The sequence below is a fragment of the Thalassovita litoralis genome, assembly GCF_900182725.1.
Taxonomy (GTDB): domain Bacteria; phylum Pseudomonadota; class Alphaproteobacteria; order Rhodobacterales; family Rhodobacteraceae; genus Thalassobius; species Thalassobius litoralis.
Genome location: NZ_FXTO01000003.1, coordinates 114,285 through 134,554, shown reverse-complemented (window position 1 = coordinate 134,554; position 20,270 = coordinate 114,285). Strand labels below are relative to the sequence as shown.

Genomic DNA, 20,270 nt, shown 5'->3' with positions numbered 1-20,270 from the left:
ACGCTTTCGCAGGCTTGTCTTTCGGTTTCGGGCGCGGGTCGTATCCTGATCCGACCCCTTCCTTTGACCTGACGGAGCCTGAAATTGCGCGACCCTCGCTACGATGTTTTGTTTGAACCCATGCAGATCGGCCCGGTGACGGCCAAGAACCGCTTTTATCAGGTGCCGCATTGCAATGGCGGTGGCTATCGCGACCCGTCCGCCGCAGCGGCCATGCGTGGGATCAAAGCCGAAGGCGGCTGGGGGGTGATTTTTACCGAACAAACGGAAATGCACCACAGTTCGGAAATCGCGCCTTTCATCGAATTACGCCTGTGGGAGGACAAAGACATTCCCATGCTGGGCAAAATGGCCGGAAAGATGAAAGAACACGGGGCGCTGGCGGGCATCCAGCTTGCCTATTCCGGGATCAACGGGCCGAACCTGTATACCAAGGAAGTCCCAATGGCGGTGTCGGCCATGCCGATCCGCACCTTTACCAACGATCCGGTGCAGGCGCGGGCGCTGGATAAGCAGGATATCCGCGACTTGCGCCGGTGGTTCGTGAACGCGGCACAGCGGTCGAAACGGGCGGGGTTCGATCTGATTTGCCTGTATGGGGCGCATGGGTTCGGGATTTTCCAGCATTTCCTAAGCCGCGCCACCAACCAGCGCAGCGATGAATATGGCGGCAGTCTGGAAAATCGCGCCCGCTTCGTAAACGAGGTGATCGCGGATATGCGCGATGCGGTGGGCGACAGCATGGGGATCACACTGCGGGTCAGTCTGGATGAAACCATTGGCGATCTGGGCTTTTCCAATGCAGAGCTGCGCGATTTCATCGAAATGAACCGGGACTTACCCGACCTGTGGGATTTGGCCCAAGGCACATGGGAGGATTGTTCCGGTCCGTCACGGTTCAAGGAAGAGGCCGCGCAGGAACAATTGGTGCGGGGCATTCATGACCTGACCAGCAAGCCGATTGTTGGTGTGGGGCGTTTCACCAGCCCCGATGTGATGGCGCGGATGGTGCGGCAGGGGGTGCTGGACTTCATCGGCTGCGCCCGCCCGTCCATCGCGGACCCGTTTTTGCCCAAAAAGATCGACGAAGGCCGGATCGAGGATATCCGCGAATGTATCGGCTGCAATATCTGCATCACCGGCGACATGACCATGAGTATCAGCCGTTGCACCCAGAACCCTACCTTTATGGAAGAATGGCGCAAGGGCTGGCATCCTGAACGAATGAACGCCAAAGGCACCAGTCAAAGCGTGCTGGTGGTCGGCGCAGGCCCGGCGGGGCTAGAGGCGACGCGCGCATTGGCCGAACGCGGCTATGATGTGGCACTGGCCGAGGCGGGAACCGCGCTGGGCGGTCGGGTGGCGCGGGAACGGTTGCTGCCGGGCCTGTCGGCATGGGGGCGGGTGGTGGATTACCGGGCCTATCAGATTGGTCAGAAGCCCAACGTGGAAACCTATTTCGACAGCGCACTGGATGCAGACAGCATTCTGGAGTTCGGATTTGAAAATATCTGTATCGCGACCGGGGCCAAATGGCGGCGCGATGGGGTCAGCCGTCAGCATGTGGTGCCGTTTCCCACCGATGCGGCCATGCCAGTCTATACGCCCGATGATCTGATGGCCGGGCGGCTGCCGGGGGGCAAGGTGGTGATCTATGATGACGATCATTATTACATGGGTGGGGTGCTGGCGGAATTGCTGGCCTCGAACGGGGCCTTGGTCAGTCTGGTGACGCCTTCGGCCTATGTGTCGGACTGGACGGTTAACACGCTGGAACAGCATACGATTCATCGCCGTCTGGCACAGATGGGGGTGCAGATCGTGCTGAACCGGGGTGTGGTGGAAATTGGCGCGGATCATGTGGTGACGAATTGCACCTATACCGATCAATTGACGCCCGTGGCCTGTGATGCGGTGGTGCTGGTGTCATCGCGGATCGAAACCAACGGCGTGTATCGCGCCTTGAAGGACCGGCAGGTGGAATGGGCCGATGCGGGGATCAAAACGGTGCAGATCATCGGGGATGCCAACGCGCCGGGGCCGATTGCTTGGGCGACCTATGCCGGGCATCGCTATGCCCGTGAACTGGATGGTGACGATATTGGCGATGCGCTGCCGTTCCGGCGCGAAATCGCAGAGCTGGCGCAGGACTAAGACCGATGACTGATACCCCGTTTCCATTTGCGCCACAGGCGACCGACACCATTCTGGACTGGACCCGCGCCCGCATTGCCGATGGGCCGGACCCCAAGCACGGGGCGCAAAGCTTTGCCGCGCTGGACCCGGTTTTGGGCGGCTCTATCACCGCGGGCGGCATAGGGGCCGACGCGGCATTTCGGCTGTTTACCGATACGATTGTGCCGTCGACGCGGCCGTTTGGGCATCCGACCAGCCTGTCTTTTGTGGCGTCCGCCCCGTCGCGGGCGGCGCTGAGTTTCGATGCGGCGCTTGGTGCCGCGGGAATCTTCGCGGGGAACTGGGATGGCGGCGCGGGGGCGATCCACGCGGAAAATCAGGCGTTGCGTTGGCTGTCCGATCTGGCCGGTTGGCCGGATAGCGCGGGCGGGGTGTTCGTGGCGGGTGGCACGCTGGGCAATCTGTCGGCGCTTCATGCGGCCCGCGACTGGCGGGCGCGGCAGGTGGACCGCCCGGCGCGTTGGGCGCTGCTGTGTTCCGCCGAAGCGCATAGTTCGATCAAGGCCGTGGCGCGGGTGATGGACGTTGACGTGATCACGGTTGATCCCGACGCACAGGGCCGGATGGGCGGTGACGCCGCGCGGGCGGCCCTGACACAGGCCGGGCCAGAGCGGGTTTTCGCCATCGTGGGCAACGCCGGGGCCACTAATTGCGGCGCGGTGGACGATATTGCGGGGCTGGCCGATCTGGCCGAAGATTTCGGGCTGTGGCTGCATCTGGATGGGGCATATGGCTTGGCGGCGCTGGCCGATCCGGCGGCGCGCCCACTGTTTCAGGGGATTGAATGGGCGCATAGCTTTATCGTGGACCCGCACAAGTGGCTGTTTGCGCCCTATGACAGTTGCGCCCTGATCTATCGGGATGCGGCGGCGGGGGCGGCGGCGCATGGGCAACAAGCGGTATATCTGGATACGGTGGACAAGGCGCATTTCAACCCGTCGGATTACGCGATCCACCTGACGCGGCGGGCGCGGGGGTTGCCGTTGTGGTATTCGCTGGCGGTCCACGGGACGGATGCTTATGGGCAGGCGATTGCCCGCACCCGTGCCATCACGCAGGACATCGCAAAGGGGATTGATGCCATGCCGGGGGTGGAATTGCTGCTGACCTCGGACCTGACGGTGATCCTGTTCCGGCCTTCGGGCATGAGCGAGCCAGAGATGGAAACATGGGCCGAAGCGAACCGCCGGTCCGGGGCGTTGTTGTGTTTGCCGACACGCTGGCGGGGACAAATGGTATTCCGCTTGTGTATCGTGAACCCGGAAACCGACCCGGCGCAGGTGTTGGGCGTGTTGGGCAGCCTGACAGGGGATGACGTGTGATACTGGATATTCTGGAGCGGCTGATTGGGTTTGAAACCACCAACGACAGATCAAACCTGCCGCTGATTGGGTATATCGAAGATTTCCTGACCCAGCGGGGGTTTCGTGTCACCCGCGTGACCGATCCGGGCGGCGACAAGGCGGGGCTGTTCGCGCAGATCGGCCCCGAGGGGGACGGGGTGCTGTTGTCGGCGCATACGGATGTGGTGCCGGTGGCAGGGCAGGTCTGGACCCGCGATCCGTTTCGCCTGACCCGCGAAGGCAACCGGCTGTATGGGCGCGGCACCACGGATATGAAGGGATTTCTGGCGGCGATGCTGGTGGCGGCGGATCACGCCGCGAAACGCCCCCTGAAAGAGCCGCTGAAGTTGGCAATTTCCTATGACGAGGAAATCGGTTGTGTCGGGATGGCACGGATGATTGACGCGCTGGTGCCTGCGATTGGCCGCCCACGGGCCTGTATTGTGGGGGAACCCACCGATATGCAGGTGGCGATCGGGCATAAGGGCAAGCGGGCGTTCCGGGCGGTGTGTCATGGGCAAAGCGGGCATTCAGCGCTGGCCCCGCAATTCGTGAATGCGCTGCATCTGGCGGGGGACTTCATGGCGGCGCTGCGCGATATTCAGGGCGATCTTGCGACGCAAGGCGCGCGGGATGCGGGTTATGGTGTGCCATATAGCACGGTGCATGTGGGCGTGCTGTCTGGTGGGACTGCGCTGAATATCGTGCCGGATCGGGCCGAGCTGGCGTTTGAATTCCGCCATCTGGCGGCGGATGCGCCGGATGATTTGCAGGATTGGATTGAAACGGCGGCGGCTCAGGTGGCTGGGCGGTATCGCGCGGCGTTCCCCGATGCGCGGATTGAAATCATACCGGGGTCATCCTATCCGGGGCTGGATACCGCACCAGATGCCGAGGTGACAAAACTGGCGCAATCATGGGCGCACAGCAATGCCGTGACCAAGGTGGCCTTTGGGACCGAGGCGGGTTTTTTCGACGCTCTGGGTATTCCGGCGGTGGTGTGCGGCCCCGGATCAATGGAGGGGCAGGGGCATAAGCCGGATGAATATATCACCCTGTCGCAACTGAACGCCTGTCAGGCGATGCTGGCGCGGGTGTTGGACAGTATTCGCGCATAAAATGCCGGGTGTTTCGCACGCGAAACGTGTATTAACAATGGGTTAATGTCTGTCCCGGTGGTGGTGAGCCGTAAAGTAGCAGATGCCACCGATACCGTTTTGCCGACTGGTTTGTACTGGCTGCCCCCGAATTTCACGCCGCCGGGCGGGCATTTTTTTGGCAGGGCCTTGACCCCACCCTCAACACAGGCAAAGAACAAGGCCGGTAGCGATTACTGGTCAGGTCGGGCTGAACCGACCAGACCACGACCCGAAAACTTGGAGGGGAAAAATGAACTCTGGCAGCTTGCACAAGACCATGACGGGCGCGCCCGCGAAATACGAACCCTTCAAAATTCTGGATTTGCAGGATCGTACATGGCCGTCCAAACGCATCACCCAGCCGCCGACCTGGTGTTCTGTCGATTTGCGTGATGGCAATCAGGCGCTGGTCAATCCGATGGGGCAGGACCGCAAGGAACGGATGTTCCGGCTGCTGCTGGATATGGGGTTCAAGGAAATCGAAATCGGGTTTCCCTCGGCCTCGCAGACGGATTTTGATTTTGCCCGCTGGGTGATTGAACAGGGCGATGTGCCGCGTGATGTCAGCCTTCAGGTGTTGGTGCAATGCCGCCCCGAACTGATCACCCGCACGTTCGAGGCGCTGGAAGGCGCCCATCAGCCGATTGTTCACTTCTACAATTCCACCAGCGAATTGCAGCGCCGGGTGGTGTTTGAAAAAGACGTGGCTGGTGTCAAACAGATCGCCACGGATGCGGCCAAGATGATCACCGATATGGCGGCCAAGGCAGGCGGCGGCTATCGGTTTGAATATTCGCCCGAAAGCTTCACCGGCACGGAATTAAGCGTGGCGCTGGAAATCTGCAACGCTGTGACCGAAATCGTGCAGCCGACCCCGGAAAACAAGCTGATCCTGAACCTGCCCGCGACGGTCGAAATGTCGACGCCGAACCTGTATGCCGATGCTATCGAATGGATGTCGCGCAATCTGGACAAGCGCGATTCCATCATCATATCGCTGCACCCGCATAATGACCGTGGCACCGCCGTGGCGGCGACGGAACTGGCGCTGATGGCTGGGGCGGATCGCGTCGAAGGCACGTTGTTCGGCAATGGCGAACGCACCGGCAACGTGGATTTGGTGACGCTGGCGTTGAACATGTACACGCAGGGCGTGGACCCGCTGCTGGATTGCACGGATATTCCGCGCATGAAAGACGTGTTTGAATATGCCAACCAGATGGTTGTGCCGGAACGTCACCCCTATGTTGGGGAACTGGTGTATACCGCGTTTTCCGGGTCGCATCAGGATGCCATCAACAAGGGGATGAAGGCGCTGCAAAAGGCCAATAAACCCCAGTGGGAAGTGCCGTATTTGCCGATTGACCCCGAAGATGTGGGCCGCAGCTACGAAGCGATCATTCGCATCAATTCACAGTCCGGTAAGGGCGGCATTGCCTATGTGCTGCAACAGGATTACGGGCTGAACCTGCCGCGTGGGCTTCAGGTGGAATTTTCGCGCGATATTCAGGAGATCACCGATACTGAGGGCACCGAATTGTCGCCTGCCCGCATCCACGAACAGTTCCTGAAACGCTATGTCGATCAGCCTGCGGGCCGGATCAAGTTCATCAGCCATGTGACCCTGCCCGATACGCAGATCAAAGGGCAGCGCGTGGTCGAGGCGAAGATTCTGGATAACGGTCAGGAAATCACGATCACTGGCAGCGGCACCGGGCCGATTGACGGGTTTGTGGATGCGCTGTCGCGCCATCTGGGCGTGGAATTTTCGGTGCAGGATTACAGCGAACATTCGGTATCGCGCGGGTCGAACGCGGTGGCGATTTGCTACATGCAGATCGAACAGGGCGACAAAACGCTGTGGGGCGTGGGGCTGAATTCCAACATCGTCGTGGCGTCGTTGGAAGCGGTGGTGTCCGCGGTGAACCGCAGCGCCTAAGTCGGCGCAGACCGGGAAAACGGGGCGGGCCAGTGGCCCGCCTTTTTGTTTATGCGGGGATCAGGGTCAGGGTTTCGGCGGTCGCCTTGTCCACCGCCTGTTCGGAATAGGCCAGCGGCACATAGTCCCCCTTGGCCCAAAGCGGGGCCAAATCCTGTAGGTGGGGGGAATCCTGCATCCCGGATTGGCCGGGTGCGTTGATCCAGACGCTGTTATCCCACGCGCCCACATCAATCACCATCCGCACAGAGGCCCCGATCCGCACCCGGTAATCGCTGGCCTCGTGATGGGCCAGCATGATTGACGTGTTGCCACCCCCCTTGGGCCACGGTCCCAGATCGAAACCGGGTTTGACCGGGGTCAGGGCGTGATCGAACCAGCCGTGATGCAGATCCCCCCAGCGCCAGTTTTCCGGCGCGCCGAACCTGTCGGTTGCGTCGGTCAGGGCGGCGGCCAGCGTGTCGCGCAGCAGGGCGTCGCGGGTGGCCGGATCGTCCAGCCCGGTGCGGGCGGACAGGGTGGGGTGTTTGCCCTCTAACAGGTCTGTCACCACGGGGATATTGCCGGGGATCAGGAAGCGCCGCAAATCGGGGTCCGGGGCGATCCGCGCCAGCAGGGCCGGGCGCAGATGTGACGACAGCCACAGCTCGTACAGCAGGGCCGGGGCTGAATCGGCGTCAGACCGGCCATTCCACAGCCGCAGCAGATCGGCCCCTGGCGCGTCCTGCGGCAGAAGCGCAATCAGACGCGGGGCAAAGGGTGAAAACGTATCGGTTTGCAGCGCGGTCGAGGCCGGAACATCGTGGTCATTCCGCGCGGCCAAGGCGGCAGCGATTTGGGCGGCGCGCTGATCCTCGAACCACTCGAATCCAACGGCGGGGCCGTTTTGCCATTCGGCGGGCAGGTTCATTTCATTGGCGGAATGGACGTAGCCCTGTGCCGGATTGTCCAGTCGGGGCAGGTCATCGGCGGTCATGTAGCCCGCCCATTCAAACCGCCCATCGCCCGATACCGGCACCAGCCCGCGCCAGCCGTCCCGGCGCGGCACATAGCCAGCGGCCTGCCAGCCGAAATCACCGTTTACATCGCCATAAACCAGATTGACCGACGGCGCGCCCCATGTTCCGGCCTGTTGGCGAAACTGGCTGAAACTGGTGGCCCGCATGGTTTTCAGGCTGGCCATATAGGGGGCGGTGCCGGGATCGGTGAACACCGTGCGCAACGCCAGCGCCCGGTTTCTGGCCGCGTCCTGCCAGACCACCGGGCCGTGATGGGTGAAATGCAGATCAAGCACCTGATCCGGGTGGCCGCGCACGCCAAAGCATTCGGTCACGGTTTGCATCTGGTCCCAGCCGTCCTTGTAACGATAGCGCAGCGGATTGGCGGGGTCGGTGTCATAGACCATGACATCTTCCTGATCGGCGCAGAAAATCGTCAGGCTAAAGGCCGCGTGGCCGTTATGTCCGGCCATGATGCCGGGGCTGGAGGGTTCACCAGCGCCGATCACATCCAGACCGGGGGCGGTCAGATGCACCATATAACGCAGTGACGGCGCGGCATGGGCGCGGTGCGGGTCGCTGGCCATGATCGCCCGGCCCGATGCGGTGCGGTCGCCGGATATGACCCAGTTGTTCGACCCCTCCATAGATGGGGCCGGGATCACGGTTTTGGCCGGATTGACGCGGGACCAGCGCGGGGCGTCTTCCAGCGTGGCGGCCAGACGATCGGGGCTGAATGTGACGGGCGCGGTGGCCAGTTCAAACACGGACAGCGCATGGGCGGGCAAATCGCCCCCGGCATTCACGGCCCATTCGGAAGCATCCACCGGCGGGTTCAGCGGCGCTCGCAGCAGGTCGGTTTCTGGATCGGCCAGCGCCAACACCTGCGCCCGCGCCAGTTCGGACCCCGCGTTCCGCGTCAGGCAATGGGTGCGGATACGCACCACATCTTCGGGGGACCAATGGGCCGGTTGGGTGCCAAGGGCGGCAAATTCCTGTGGCAGCGGCATGGTGCCAGCCAAGACCTGATCCACAGCGGCGTTGATCCCGTTTGCAAAGGCGGTGCAGATCAGTTCCGCATCCTCGCCATAGGCGGCCCATTCCGGTTCCATGTCGCCGCGATACAGAAACAGCCGCGCGGCGCGGTCCTGCATCAGATAACCGGGGCCGAAATCCGCCGCCAGCACCCCCAGCCCGCGTTTGCGCCACAGATCAATCTGCCACAGCCTGTCCCGTGCTGCGTTGAACCCTTGGGCAAAAAACAGATCGGGCAGATTTTCCGCCTTGATATGCGGTAGCCCCCAACGGTCTATTTTCAGGGTAACAGGGGCCGACAGGCCGGAAAGGGCGATTTCGGACATGGATTCGGACATGGACAAGCCTTTCGGGTCAGGAATGGTTGATGGCGCGGGCCGCTTCCAACGCAAGGGGGGCGACGCGGTTGGCAAACTCTTCGGGCGTCCATTCGGCCAATGATCCGGCCACATGGATCGCGCCCAGCGGGCGGCCGTTTGGGGCGTTGATCGCAACCCCAAGGGCGACTTCGCCTAGCAGGATTTGTTCAACGGCGATGCTGTAGCCGCGCTGTTGGGTCAGTTGGATTTGTTCCATGATGGCATCCGTGTCCGTCAGGGTGCGGGGGGTGAACGGGGTGCGGTCAGAGGCTTCGATGATGTCGCGGGCCTCGTCCTGGGGCAGGCGGGCCAGAATCGCCCACCCCCCAGAGGAGCTGAAGGTCGGGACGCTATGACCGACCAATGTGGCGTAAAATGTTTCCCGCTTGCTTTGCATCCGGGCGGTGTAAACCACGCGCTGCCCATCGAATAACGACAGGTCAACCCGTTCGCGCACGTTGCGCCGCAGTTCCAATAATACGGGGGTGGCTTTCTGGATCAGGGGATTCAGGCGCAGGTAATCCAGCGTGTGATCCAGAATGCGAATACCGGGCAGGAATCCCCGGTCATCGGCATCACGCGCAATATAACCAAGGCTGCGTAATGTATGAACAATTCGCTGGGCGGCGCTGCGATCCACCCCGGCGCGTGATGCAATTTCGCTGAGCGAAAGCGGGCGGTCCGCCTGATGGAATGCGGCCAGAACCTGAAGTGCACGGGCGATGGAGTTGGTGAACAACGGATCGGCGCGCTGCTCGTCGCTTAAATAACGGACGCCGGATTCAGCGCGCAGGGTATTTCGTGACATCTTGTACTCGTTTTACTCGATCTCTGTTGACTTGAGGATAATTCGACCCCTACGCTGAAAATACGATGCAACTGTATTATAATGCAATACAGAAGAATCGAAAAAGCGGCGCATTCCGTTAGGGAAGCTTGGGATGCGTTTGGGGACCGAAAGCGATGGGGTGGGCCGTCTTATGGCGAAGCGAGTGGCGTTAGCCGGTTTTCTGCATGAAACGAATACTTTTGCGCCCAGTCCGGCGGATATGGACAGTTTCATTCAGGGCGGGGGCTACATGCCCTTGGCGCGGGGCCAGCGGCTGATTGATGCCGGGCGCGATATCAATCTGGGGATTGGCGGGGCTGTCACCTATGGCGAGGCCGCGGGCTGGGACATGGTGCCGGTGCTGTGGTGCGGGGCCATTCCGTCCGCTGCGGTGACGCGCGACGCCTATGACCGGATCACGGATGAAATCGTCGAAGGTATCCGCGCCGCCTTGCCGCTGGATGGGGTGTTTCTGGACCTGCATGGCGCGATGGTTGCCGAACATGTCGACGATGGCGAAGGCGAATTGCTGGCGCGGGTGCGGCAGGTGGTGGGGCCGGATGTGTTCATTGCGTCCGCTTTGGACCTGCATGGCAATATCACGCAACAGATGGTGGATGCCGCCGATGTTTTGGTGGGGTTCCGCACTTATCCACATGTGGATATGGCCGAAACCGGCCACCGCGCGGCAGAGCAATTGAACCGGCTGATGACCCGTGGACAGCCCTTTGCCAAGGCTTTCCGGCGGTTGGATTTCCTGATCCCGATCGCATGGCAAAGCACATTCGCGGAACCGGCGAAGGGGATTTATGATCGCTTGGCCGCACAAGAAGGCGGGGCTTTGTCCAGCTTGTCTTATTTCTTTGGGTTTCCGGCGGCGGATTTTCCCGAATGCGGGCCAACGGTTGTGGCCTATAGTGACACGCAGGCCGATGCCGATGCCGGGGCGGATGCGGTGCTGGCGGATGTCAATGCCGCTGAGGCGGAGTTCGCGGGCAAATCCTATGATCCCGATGCGGGCGTGGCCGAGGCGATGCGGATCGCCGAAACCGCCAGCCGCCCGGTGGTGATTGCCGACACACAGGACAATCCCGGCGCGGGCGGGGATTCCAACACCACGGGCATGTTGCGGGCGTTGGTCCGGGCGAATGCCCAGCGGGCGGCCTTGGGCCTGATGGTGGACCCCACCGCCGCTGCCGCCGCTCATGCCGCAGGGCAGGGCGCGGAAATCGAAATTGCCGTGGGCGGGTTTTCCGATGTGCCGGGCGACAGCCCCTTTGTCGGGCGGTTCGTGGTGGAAACCCTGTCGGATGGGAAATTCGTGGCATCGGGGCCGTATTACGGCGGCGCACCGATGGATCTGGGGCCGTCGGCCTGTTTGCGGATTGGTGATGTGCGGGTGGCGGTCACGACGCACAAGGCGCAGATGGCCGATCAGAATATGTACCGTTTCGTCGGCATAGAACCCACGGAACAGGCGATTTTGGTGAACAAAAGCTCTGTCCATTTCCGGGCGGATTTTGATCCGATTGCCGAAACGATCCTGACCTGCACCGCCCCCGGTCCGATGCCGCTTAGCCCGGCCAGCCTGCCGTGGAATCGACTGGCCCCCGGCATGAAATTGGAACCGCTGGGCGCGCGTTTCACACCCGCAAAGCAAGAGGTGAGCTGAACAGATACAGGCGTTCCGTCACCCAGACATCTGCACCTGCCCAAAGAATGCAGGGCAGAGCAACCATAAAACCAACTAGCAACAGAGAGAGAAGACTATGACCTTTCATTCCTTCCGATCCCGTGGTGCCTTGCGCGCGCGAAGCCTGATGGCCGGCGCGCTGATGGCCTCGACCGCGATGCTGGCAGCCGGGGCGTCCTGGGCTGAAACGACCATCACCGCCGTGATGCACTCCGGCCTGCGCGTGCTGGACCCGGTGATCACCACCGCCCATATCACCCGGAACCATGCGTATATGATTTACGATGTGCTGGTGGCCGTGGATGGTAAATTCGCCCCGCAGCCGCAAATGGCGGACTGGACTGTTTCGGAGGACGGGCTGACCTATACCTTTACCCTGCGCGATGGGCTGAAATTCCACGATGGTGCGCCGGTCACGATGGCAGATGCCGAAGCATCCCTGAAGCGTTGGGCCAAGCGCGATGCTGGTGGTCAGCTGATCATGGACGTGACCGAAAGCCTGACCGCGACGGACGATAAAACGCTGGTCTGGAAACTGACCAAATCGTTCGGCCCACTGCTGGATACGATTGGCAAGCAATCGGCACTGCCGCCGTTCATCATGCCTGCCCGGATTGCGGCCACCCCGGCGGATACACCGATTTCGGAACATATCGGGTCTGGCCCGTTCAAATTCGTGGTGGATGAATTCCAGCCCGGCGTGAACGTCACCTATGTGAAAAACGAAGATTACGTGCCGCGTTCCGAACCTGCGGACAACATGGCCGGTGGCAAGGTTGTGAACGTAGACAAGGTGGTCTGGACCACCATGCCGGACGTGCAAACCGCGATGAATGCGCTGCTGGGCGGTGAAATCGACTATGTCGAAGCGGTTCAGGTGGATTTGCTGCCGCTGCTGGATGGCGACCCGGATGTTGTGTATGAAAAGCGCGAACCGATGGGGTATCAGACGATTGGCCGGATGAATTTCAAATATCCGCCGTTTGATGATGTCAAAGTCCGTCAAGCCGCCCAAATGGCCCTGTCGCAAGAGGCGGTTCTGGCTACGCTGGTCGGCAACCCGGATTACTACGAAGTTTGCGGCGCAATCTTTGGCTGCGGCACCCCGCTGGCCGACGCAACGGGTGCGGAAACCCTGACGTCGGGCGGCGACATCGAAGGGGCCAAGAAACTGCTGGCGGAATCCAGCTATGATGGCACCCCGATTGTGTTGATGGCCCCGACCGATGTGGTGACGCTGGCCGCGCAGCCGGTGGTTGCCGCGCAGGCCATGCGGAATGCCGGGTTCAATGTGGATATGCAGCCGATGGACTGGCAAACGCTTGTGACTCGCCGCGCCAGCCAGAACCCGCCCGCCGAAGGGGGCTGGAACATCTTCTTCACCAACTGGCTGGTGCCTGAAATCAGCAGCCCGCTGGTGTCGCCGATGCTGAACGGACGTGGGGATAACGCATGGTTCGGCTGGCCGGATGATCCCACCATCGAAGCCCTGAAAGCTGAATTCGTCGAAGCCGCATCGCTGGAAGAACAGCAGGCCGTAGCCAAGAAAATTCAGGCACATACGCTGGAAAACGTGCTGTATATCCCGCTGGGGCAGTACATCAATCCGCAGGCGCGCCGCGCGAATATCGTGGATATGCTGGCCTCGCCGGTGCCGGTGTTCTGGAACGTGAAGAAAGAGGGCTGAGCGCCCAAGGGACCGGCCTGTGATTGGGGCGGTCCTGTTTCGGATGGCGGCAGGGTTGTCGCCATCCCCCTGAAAACTATCCCGACGAAAGGCTGCTCTGTCGATGCTGGGCTATATCATCCGCCGAATTCTGGCTATCATTCCCGTGATGCTGATCGTCGCCATTTTCGTGTTCCTGTTGCTGCGGCTGACGCCCGGCGACCCTGCCGCGATCATCGCGGGCGATATGGCGACCCCCGAACAACTGAACCGTATCCGCGAGGCGATGGGCCTGAACGATCCGCTGCTGGTCCAGTTCTTTACATGGATGGGGCGGTTGCTACAGGGCGATCTGGGTGTATCGCTGATTTCCGGCACCGATGTTACGACGATGATCGGGCAGCGGATTTTCCCAACCCTGAATATGGCGCTGCTGACGATTGTGATTGCCGTGATGATTGCCGTGCCAATGGGCGTGGTGGCCGCATGGCGGCATCGGTCCTGGGTGGATTACGCCGTCATGAGCTTTTCCGTGCTGGGCTTTTCGGTGCCGGTTTTCGTGATTGGCTATCTGTTCATTCTGGTGTTTGCGATCTCGTTGGACTGGTTCCCGGTGCAGGGCTATGCCTCGCCCACGGATAAGGGCGTGCTGGCCTTTCTGGACCGGGCGATTTTGCCTGCGCTTACGCTGGCCACGATCTATGTGGCGCTGATTGCGCGGATGACCCGTGCATCAATGCTGGAAGTGCTGGGCGAGGATTATATCCGCACCGCCCGCGCCAAGGGCGTGCGGGAAAGCAAAGTGCTGTTCCGTCACGCGTTGCGCAATGCTGCCGTCCCGATCCTGACTGTGATCGGCACTGGCTTTGCCCTGTTGATTTCGGGTGTGGTGGTCACGGAAAGCGTGTTCAACATCCCCGGTATCGGGCGTTTGACCGTCGATGCCATTCTGGCGCGGGACTACCCGGTTATTCAGGCGATGATCCTGCTGACCAGTGGCACCTATGTCGTGGTGAACCTGATTATCGACATTTCCTATACGATTTTCGACCCGAGGATCCGTTACTGATGGCTATGAATTCTGTTCCTCCGGCCTCGGCCATGCAATCGGTGCTGCGGTTGCTTTCGATACCGGGCCTGAAAAAGCTGGGCGTTGGCCCGCTGTTGGCGGCGCTGGTGCTGCTGGCAATTGTGATCATCACCCTTCTGTCGCCGTGGCTGGCCCCGCATGATCCGCTGGAAATGCAGCCGTTGTTGCGCCTGAAAGGCCCGATGCCGGATTATCCGCTGGGAACCGATCCCTATGGCCGTGATCTGTATTCACGGGTGCTGATCGGCGGGCGGGTGTCATTGCTGATCGGGATCGGTGCGGCGGTGGTGTCCGTGCTGATCGGCCTGCTGATCGGTCTGGTGGCGGGGTTCTTCCGTATGCTGGACACGATCATCATGCGCATCATGGACAGCCTGATGGCGATCCCGTCGATCCTGTTGGCGATTGCGCTGGTGGCGCTGAACGGCCCGTCGATCACATCGGTCATTATGGCGATCACCATCCCGGAAATCCCGCGTGTGGTGCGGCTGGTGCGTTCGGTGGTGCTGACGGCCCGCGAAGAACCCTATGTCGAGGCGGCGCAGGCGCTGGGATCGTCGATGCCGAAAATCCTGTTTCAGCATTTGATGCCGAACACGATGGCGCCGCTGATCGTGCAGGGCACCTATATCCTTGCCTCTGCCATCCTGACCGAGGCGATCCTGTCCTTTCTGGGGGCGGGCGTGTCCACGGAAATCCCGACCTGGGGCAATATCATGGCCGAGGGGCGGCAGTATTTCCGTATCAAGCCCGAACTGATCCTGTGGCCCGGCCTGATGCTGTCGCTGTGTATTCTGTCGATCAACCTTTTGGGCGATACCGCGCGTGACATGCTGGACCCGCGCCTGAAGAAACGGGGGGAATAACCCATGCTGTTCAAAACGCGTAATTTCGACGATGCGAAAACCGTACTGGATATTTCTGATCTGGTGGTCAGCCTGCCACCCGCCGCCAAGGCCAAGCCGGTGCTGAACGGTATCAGCCTGACCATCCGGCAGGGGGAAACGGTGTGTCTGGTCGGCGAAAGCGGGTCGGGGAAATCCGTGACCTCGCTGGCGGTGATGGGGCTGTTGCCCAAGGATGCGCTGTTTGTGACAGGGGGCAGCATTTCGCTGTCTGGCACCGATCTGTTGGCGCAATCCCCTGGCGCGATGCAGGACATGCGCGCCCGTCGTGTGGCGATGATCTTTCAGGAACCGATGACGGCGCTGAACCCGGTGTTGCGGGTCGGTGAACAGATCGAGGAGGTTTTGGAAAGCCACACCAAACTGCCCGCCGACGAACGCCGCCGCCGGGTGATCGACATCATGGAACAGGTCCATTTGCCGGATGTGGAACGGGTGTACCGCAGCTATCCGCACCAGCTTTCGGGGGGGCAGCGGCAGCGGATCATGATCGCAATGGCGCTGGTGTTGGAACCTGAACTGCTGATTGCGGACGAACCCACAACGGCGCTGGACGTGACCACGCAAAAACAAATCCTGTCCCTGATTGCCGAACTACAGGAAAAGCACGGCACGGCGGTGTTGTTCATTACGCATGATATGGGCGTGGTCGCGGAAATCGCGGATTCCGTTTATGTGATGAACCACGGGGATATGGTGGAACATGCCCCCATCGAAACCCTGCTGCGCGACCCCAAGAAGGACTATACCCGCAAGCTGCTGGCCGCGGTTCCCAGCCTGACCCCACGCGCCGCGCGCCCGGCGCCGGGTGGTGATCCGGTGCTGCGGGTCGAACAGTTGAATATGGTGTATGGCGGCGGCGGTTTATTCAAACGCCACCCCGGCACCCACGCGGCCAAAGCTGTCACATTTGATGTGGCACGGGGGCGGACGCTGGGGATCGTGGGGGAAAGCGGATCGGGAAAATCCACCGTTGCGCGCTGTATCATGCGGCTGATCCAGCCCACCAGCGGGGCAATCCGGCTGCGTGACAGCGATATTGCCCAGTTGACGCGCAAGCAGCTCAAGCCGCATCGCCAGCATTTGCAGGTGGTGTTTCAGGATCCGTTCCGGTCGCTGAACCCGCGCTGGACGGTGGGGCGCAGTCTGGTCGAAGGGCCGGTGAATTACGGCCAATCCCCCGCAGCCGCCCGCGAACGTGCGGCGGAACTGATGGAGATCGTGGGCCTGCCGCGCGACAGTCTGGACCGTTACCCGCACCAGTTTTCCGGCGGTCAGCGCCAGCGGATTGCCATTGCCCGCGCGGTGGCGATGGAACCCGATGTTCTGGTCGCGGACGAGGCGGTTTCGGCGCTGGACGTGTCGGTTCAGGCGCAAGTGCTGGACCTGCTGGACGAGTTGCAAGAAAAACTGGGGATCACGATCGTGTTCATCACACACGACCTGCGCGTTGCGGCTCAGATTTGCGACGACGTTCTGGTGATGCAGCGCGGCGTTGTCGTTGAACAGGGGGCAGCCGCCGATGTGCTGGCGAACCCGCAGCATGATTATACCCGTTCCCTGATCGAGGCCGCACCGGGCCGAAGCTGGGATTTTGCCAATTTCCGGGAATTGGGGGCGGCCTGAGCGCCCCCGCCCAATGACAGATACCAAGGAGAACCCCATGAACATTCTGCCCGTGATCGAAGCCAGCACCGAGGAGCTGACCGAGATTTTCAAAGACCTGCACGCTCACCCGGAAATCGGGATGGAAGAAGAGCGCACCAGCGCCATCGTCGCTGAAAAGCTGAAAGAATACGGTGTGGACGAAATCCACACCGGAGTGGGTAAAACCGGCGTTGTCGGGATTGTCCGGGGCAAAGGCACAGGTGGCAAACGTGTGGGGCTGCGGGCCGATATGGATGCACTGCCGATCCACGAACAGACCAACCTGCCGTATTCGTCGAAAAATCCGGGCAAAATGCACGCCTGCGGCCATGACAGCCACACGACGATGCTGTTGGGCGCGGCAAAACATTTGGCGGAAACCCGTGATTTTGACGGGACCGCAATCCTGATTTTCCAACCCGCCGAAGAAGGGCTGGGCGGCGCGCGCGGGATGCTGGCGGACGGGCTGTTTGATCGCTTCCCCTGTGATGAAGTGTACGGGATGCACAATTCCCCCAATGGCGCACCGGGCAGCGTGGGTATCTGCAAAGGCGCGGCAATGGCGGGGGCGGCGTTTTTTGACATCACCGTGACGGGCCGGGGCAGCCATGCCGCCATGCCACAGCAATCGCGGGACGCGTTGGTGATTGCCTCGTCTTTGGTGGGGCAGTTGCAGACCATCGTTAGCCGCAACGTGGCACCGCTGGATGCTTGCGTGCTGTCGGTGACGCAAATCCATGCGGGTAGCGCCTATAACATTGTGCCGGAAACCGCGCATCTGTGCGGGACGATCCGGTATTTCAAGGATTCAGTCTATGAAACCGCCGAAACCCGGATGAAAGACCTGTGCGCCGGGATGGCGCAGGCCTATGGCGTGGAAATCACGGCAGAGCTGCGCAATGTCTTTGACGTGCTGATGAACGATGACGCGCTGTCGGATGCCTATATGGATGCGGCGCGTGACATTGTGGGCGAAGACATGATCAGCCGCACCGATGAACCCGCCACCGGCTCCGAGGATTTCGCGGATATGCTCAAGGTCGTTCCCGGTGCTTATTGCCGTGTGGGCCATACCGGCACCGTGCCGCTGCATAATCCCGGTTTCGTGCTGGGAACGGAAATGCTGCCGGTTGGGGCGTCGATCATGGCGCGGGTGGTGGAACGGCGGATGCCATTGGACAACACCACAGCCGAGGCCGCAGGATGAACCCGCTTGATTTGAAATTCGACACGGACGACATGCTGGACCGGCTGCGTCCGTGGATCGAATGCGAAAGCCCCACCTATGACGCGGCGGCAGTGGATCGGATGATGGACATCGCGGCCTATGATTTGACCGTGGCGGGGGCGGTCGTGGATCGTATTCCGGGGCGGATGGGGTTCGGCGGATCGGTCCGCGCCCGGTTTCCGCATCCCGATTTCGGACAGCCCGGTATCCTGATTGCCGGGCATATGGACACCGTGCATCCCATCGGGACGCTGGAAAAGCTGCCCTTCAAACGCGAAGGGGATATTTGCTATGGTCCCGGCATTCAGGACATGAAGGGCGGCAATTTCGTCAGTCTGGAAGCGATCAAGGCATTGGGGGCGGCGGGGATGCAATCGCCCCTGCCGATCACCGTTCTGTTCACCCCGGACGAAGAGGTCGGCACGCCGTCGACCCGCGATCTGATCGAGGCAGAGGCGGCCAAGAACAAATATGTTCTGGTTCCTGAACCGGCCCGCCCGGATGGGGGCGCGGTGATCGGGCGCTATGCGATTGCGCGGTTCAACCTGTCGACGCGGGGTAAGCCGTCCCATGCCGGGGCGGCGCTGGCGGATGGGCGATCTGCGATTGCCGCGATGGCGAAAAAGATACTGGAAATCGAGGCGATGACCTCGGACGATTGCACGTTTTCCGTTGGGGTGATCCATGCCGGGCAATGGGTGAATTGCGTGTCCTCCAGTTGCGAGGCGCAGGCGTTGACCATGGCCAAGACACAGGAAGATCTGGATCGCGGCGTGGCGGCGATGATGGCCCTGCAAGGCGAAGAAAACGGCGTGATCTTCGAGGTGACGCGCGGTGTCACCCGCCCGGTTTGGGAACCCGATCAACCGGGAACGATGGCAATGTTCGATCTGGCCAAGGAACTGTGCGCGGAATTGGGATTTGATCTGACCAGCGCCAGCGCAGGCGGCGGATCGGATGGCAATTTCACCGGCTATATGGGCATTCCGACGCTGGATTCGCTTGGGGTCCGGGGCAGGGGGCTGCATACGCTGGGCGAACAGATTGACGTGTCCAGTCTGGCGGAACGCGCGAAACTGATTGCCGGATTGTTGATGCGGTTGGAATAAGCCGCGCACCATACAGCAAAAAAAGGCCCCGGAACCATCCGGGGCCTTTTGCATTCAAGGGGCTTATTGCAGTGCCGCCATGAAGGCCTTCATGACTTCGGTCGCCGGACGGCCCCGGCCATCCAGATCGGCGGCCCATTCATCGCCCACGGATTTCAGCGTTTCGCGGATTTTCGCCACATCCGCTTCCGGCAGGGTGACAAAGGTCACGCCAGCATCCGTGATCTTTTGCTTGTCCGATCCAACCATATCGTCGATCACGGCACAGGCGTGTTTGGTGGCGCGTTCGCCCGCCTCGGTCAGGGTTTTCTGCATTTCGGGCGACAGGCTGTCGTATTTCGACTGGCTGATCATATAGGCCAGCACGAAAGACCCAAGGTTTAGCCCCTGCGTGGCGGTTTTCAGATGCGGGGCCAGATCATACGGCATGACCGACCCATAGGGGAACACGATCCCGTCCACGGTGCCGCGCGACAGGGCCTCGCGGGCTTCGGGGGCGGACATTTGCACCGGAACGCTGCCCAGCTTGGTCATCGCCAGCGCCTGCGAGCCGCCGCTGGTGCGGATTTTCTGCCCCTGAAAGCTGTCTACGCCGGAAATTTCCTTGGCTGAAAACAACTGATAGGGCGGCAATGCCAGCGCCATCAGGGCGCGCACACCTTCGGGGGCGTATTCGGCCTGATCCAGCACACCGCCGGGTTTGGCGATTTCCCAATAGGCCATCGTGCCTTCGCAGGCGCTGTTGAACGTGCCGGGAAGCTGCGCCACGGAACTAAGCGGCAGTTTATCCGCCAGATAGGACGCCCCGATATAGCCAATGTCGGCCACGCCGGTTTGTGTCAGCGACAGCATGTCCTTTGCCTTGCCCAACTGCTGTGCGGGGAAATAATCAAACCCCACCGCGCCATCGGTGGATTTTTCTACATCCGCCAGAAACGGCTTTAGCAGGTTTTCGGCGATATAGTGGCCGACCGGCAGGCTGTCGGCCACGCGCAGGCTGACGTCCTTGGCCACAGCCGCGCCTGCGCTGACGCTCAGCATAAGCCCGGTAATAAGGCCCAGTTTGGTATGTTTCATTTTAGTCTCCTCCTCCT

At 61.3% G+C, this 20,270-nt stretch carries 14 protein-coding genes; 11 read left to right on the top strand and 3 right to left on the bottom strand.

Translation table 11 applies throughout. From position 1 onward, the window contains the following. Positions 1–84: 84 nt before the first annotated feature. The 4 genes from FN828_RS04340 (at position 85) to leuA (ending at position 6,617) form a co-directional block, all read left to right on the top strand. Entirely contained in the window at positions 85–2,154 is a 2,070-nt protein-coding gene (locus tag FN828_RS04340; protein WP_142492168.1) for an oxidoreductase, read from the top strand. Between the two features lie 5 nt (positions 2,155–2,159). Then, positions 2,160–3,518, top strand: coding sequence for a pyridoxal phosphate-dependent decarboxylase family protein (locus FN828_RS04335; RefSeq protein ID WP_142492167.1), 1,359 nt, complete (start codon positions 2,160–2,162; stop codon positions 3,516–3,518). Continuing rightward, a complete protein-coding gene (gene argE, locus FN828_RS04330) occupies positions 3,515–4,657 on the top strand; it encodes an acetylornithine deacetylase (RefSeq protein ID WP_142492166.1) in 1,143 nt (380 codons plus the stop codon). The genes FN828_RS04335 and argE overlap by 4 nt, the downstream gene beginning before the upstream one ends. 271 nt (positions 4,658–4,928) lie before the next feature. Continuing rightward, positions 4,929–6,617 (top strand): 2-isopropylmalate synthase, encoded by a 1,689-nt coding sequence (gene leuA, locus FN828_RS04325; RefSeq protein WP_142492165.1) that lies wholly within the window; start codon positions 4,929–4,931, stop codon positions 6,615–6,617. Positions 6,618–6,666: 49 nt separating this feature from the next. On the opposite strand, the gene FN828_RS04320 is transcribed toward leuA, so the two are convergent. After that, positions 6,667–8,988: a penicillin acylase family protein gene (locus tag FN828_RS04320; RefSeq protein ID WP_142492164.1), complete on the bottom strand. Its 2,322-nt coding sequence runs from the start codon at positions 8,986–8,988 to the stop codon at positions 6,667–6,669. A gap of 16 nt (positions 8,989–9,004) precedes the next feature. Further along, positions 9,005–9,817 (bottom strand): IclR family transcriptional regulator, encoded by an 813-nt coding sequence (locus FN828_RS04315; RefSeq protein ID WP_142492163.1) that lies wholly within the window; start codon positions 9,815–9,817, stop codon positions 9,005–9,007. 133 nt (positions 9,818–9,950) lie between these two features. On the opposite strand from FN828_RS04315, the gene FN828_RS04310 reads away from it, so the two are divergent. The 7 genes from FN828_RS04310 (at position 9,951) to FN828_RS04280 (ending at position 19,176) form a co-directional block, all read left to right on the top strand. Beyond that, positions 9,951–11,510, top strand: a complete 1,560-nt coding sequence (locus FN828_RS04310) for a M81 family metallopeptidase (RefSeq protein ID WP_235891396.1) — start codon at positions 9,951–9,953, stop codon at positions 11,508–11,510. A 97-nt stretch (positions 11,511–11,607) separates the two neighbouring features. Next, positions 11,608–13,218: an ABC transporter substrate-binding protein gene (locus FN828_RS04305; RefSeq protein ID WP_142492162.1), complete on the top strand. Its 1,611-nt coding sequence runs from the start codon at positions 11,608–11,610 to the stop codon at positions 13,216–13,218. A gap of 103 nt (positions 13,219–13,321) precedes the next feature. Beyond that, positions 13,322–14,266: an ABC transporter permease gene (locus FN828_RS04300; RefSeq protein WP_142492161.1), complete on the top strand. Its 945-nt coding sequence runs from the start codon at positions 13,322–13,324 to the stop codon at positions 14,264–14,266. Continuing rightward, complete coding sequence (locus FN828_RS04295) at positions 14,266–15,153, top strand: ABC transporter permease (RefSeq protein ID WP_142492160.1); 888 nt, start codon at positions 14,266–14,268, stop codon at positions 15,151–15,153. Before FN828_RS04300 ends, FN828_RS04295 begins: the two co-directional genes overlap by 1 nt. Before the next feature lie 3 nt (positions 15,154–15,156). Then, complete coding sequence (locus FN828_RS04290; RefSeq protein ID WP_142492159.1) at positions 15,157–16,818, top strand: ABC transporter ATP-binding protein; 1,662 nt, start codon at positions 15,157–15,159, stop codon at positions 16,816–16,818. A 37-nt stretch (positions 16,819–16,855) separates the two neighbouring features. Then, the gene (locus tag FN828_RS04285) at positions 16,856–18,046 is read left to right on the top strand and encodes a M20 aminoacylase family protein (RefSeq protein ID WP_142492158.1); all 1,191 of its coding nucleotides are present in this window, start codon (positions 16,856–16,858) and stop codon (positions 18,044–18,046) included. Then, positions 18,043–19,176, top strand: a complete 1,134-nt coding sequence (locus FN828_RS04280) for a M20/M25/M40 family metallo-hydrolase (RefSeq protein WP_142492157.1) — start codon at positions 18,043–18,045, stop codon at positions 19,174–19,176. Before FN828_RS04285 ends, FN828_RS04280 begins: the two co-directional genes overlap by 4 nt. Before the next feature lie 63 nt (positions 19,177–19,239). On the opposite strand, the gene FN828_RS04275 is transcribed toward FN828_RS04280, so the two are convergent. Beyond that, entirely contained in the window at positions 19,240–20,253 is a 1,014-nt protein-coding gene (locus tag FN828_RS04275) for a TRAP transporter substrate-binding protein (protein ID WP_142492156.1), read from the bottom strand. Between the last annotated feature and the right edge of the window lie 17 nt (positions 20,254–20,270).

Bases quoted from the DNA above. Each gene is read 5' to 3' on its own strand.
- FN828_RS04335 (WP_142492167.1), top strand. From the start codon at position 2,160: ATGACTGATACCCCGTTTCCATTTGCGCCACAGGCGACCGACACCATT.
- FN828_RS04310 (WP_235891396.1), top strand. From the start codon at position 9,951: ATGCGTTTGGGGACCGAAAGCGATGGGGTGGGCCGTCTTATGGCGAAG.
- FN828_RS04285 (WP_142492158.1), top strand. From the start codon at position 16,856: ATGAACATTCTGCCCGTGATCGAAGCCAGCACCGAGGAGCTGACCGAG.
- FN828_RS04300 (WP_142492161.1), top strand. From the start codon at position 13,322: ATGCTGGGCTATATCATCCGCCGAATTCTGGCTATCATTCCCGTGATG.
- FN828_RS04275 (WP_142492156.1), bottom strand. From the start codon at position 20,253: ATGAAACATACCAAACTGGGCCTTATTACCGGGCTTATGCTGAGCGTC.
- FN828_RS04295 (WP_142492160.1), top strand. From the start codon at position 14,266: ATGGCTATGAATTCTGTTCCTCCGGCCTCGGCCATGCAATCGGTGCTG.
- FN828_RS04280 (WP_142492157.1), top strand. From the start codon at position 18,043: ATGAACCCGCTTGATTTGAAATTCGACACGGACGACATGCTGGACCGG.
- leuA (WP_142492165.1), top strand. From the start codon at position 4,929: ATGAACTCTGGCAGCTTGCACAAGACCATGACGGGCGCGCCCGCGAAA.
- FN828_RS04320 (WP_142492164.1), bottom strand. From the start codon at position 8,988: ATGTCCGAATCCATGTCCGAAATCGCCCTTTCCGGCCTGTCGGCCCCT.
- FN828_RS04305 (WP_142492162.1), top strand. From the start codon at position 11,608: ATGACCTTTCATTCCTTCCGATCCCGTGGTGCCTTGCGCGCGCGAAGC.
- FN828_RS04315 (WP_142492163.1), bottom strand. From the start codon at position 9,817: ATGTCACGAAATACCCTGCGCGCTGAATCCGGCGTCCGTTATTTAAGC.
- FN828_RS04290 (WP_142492159.1), top strand. From the start codon at position 15,157: ATGCTGTTCAAAACGCGTAATTTCGACGATGCGAAAACCGTACTGGAT.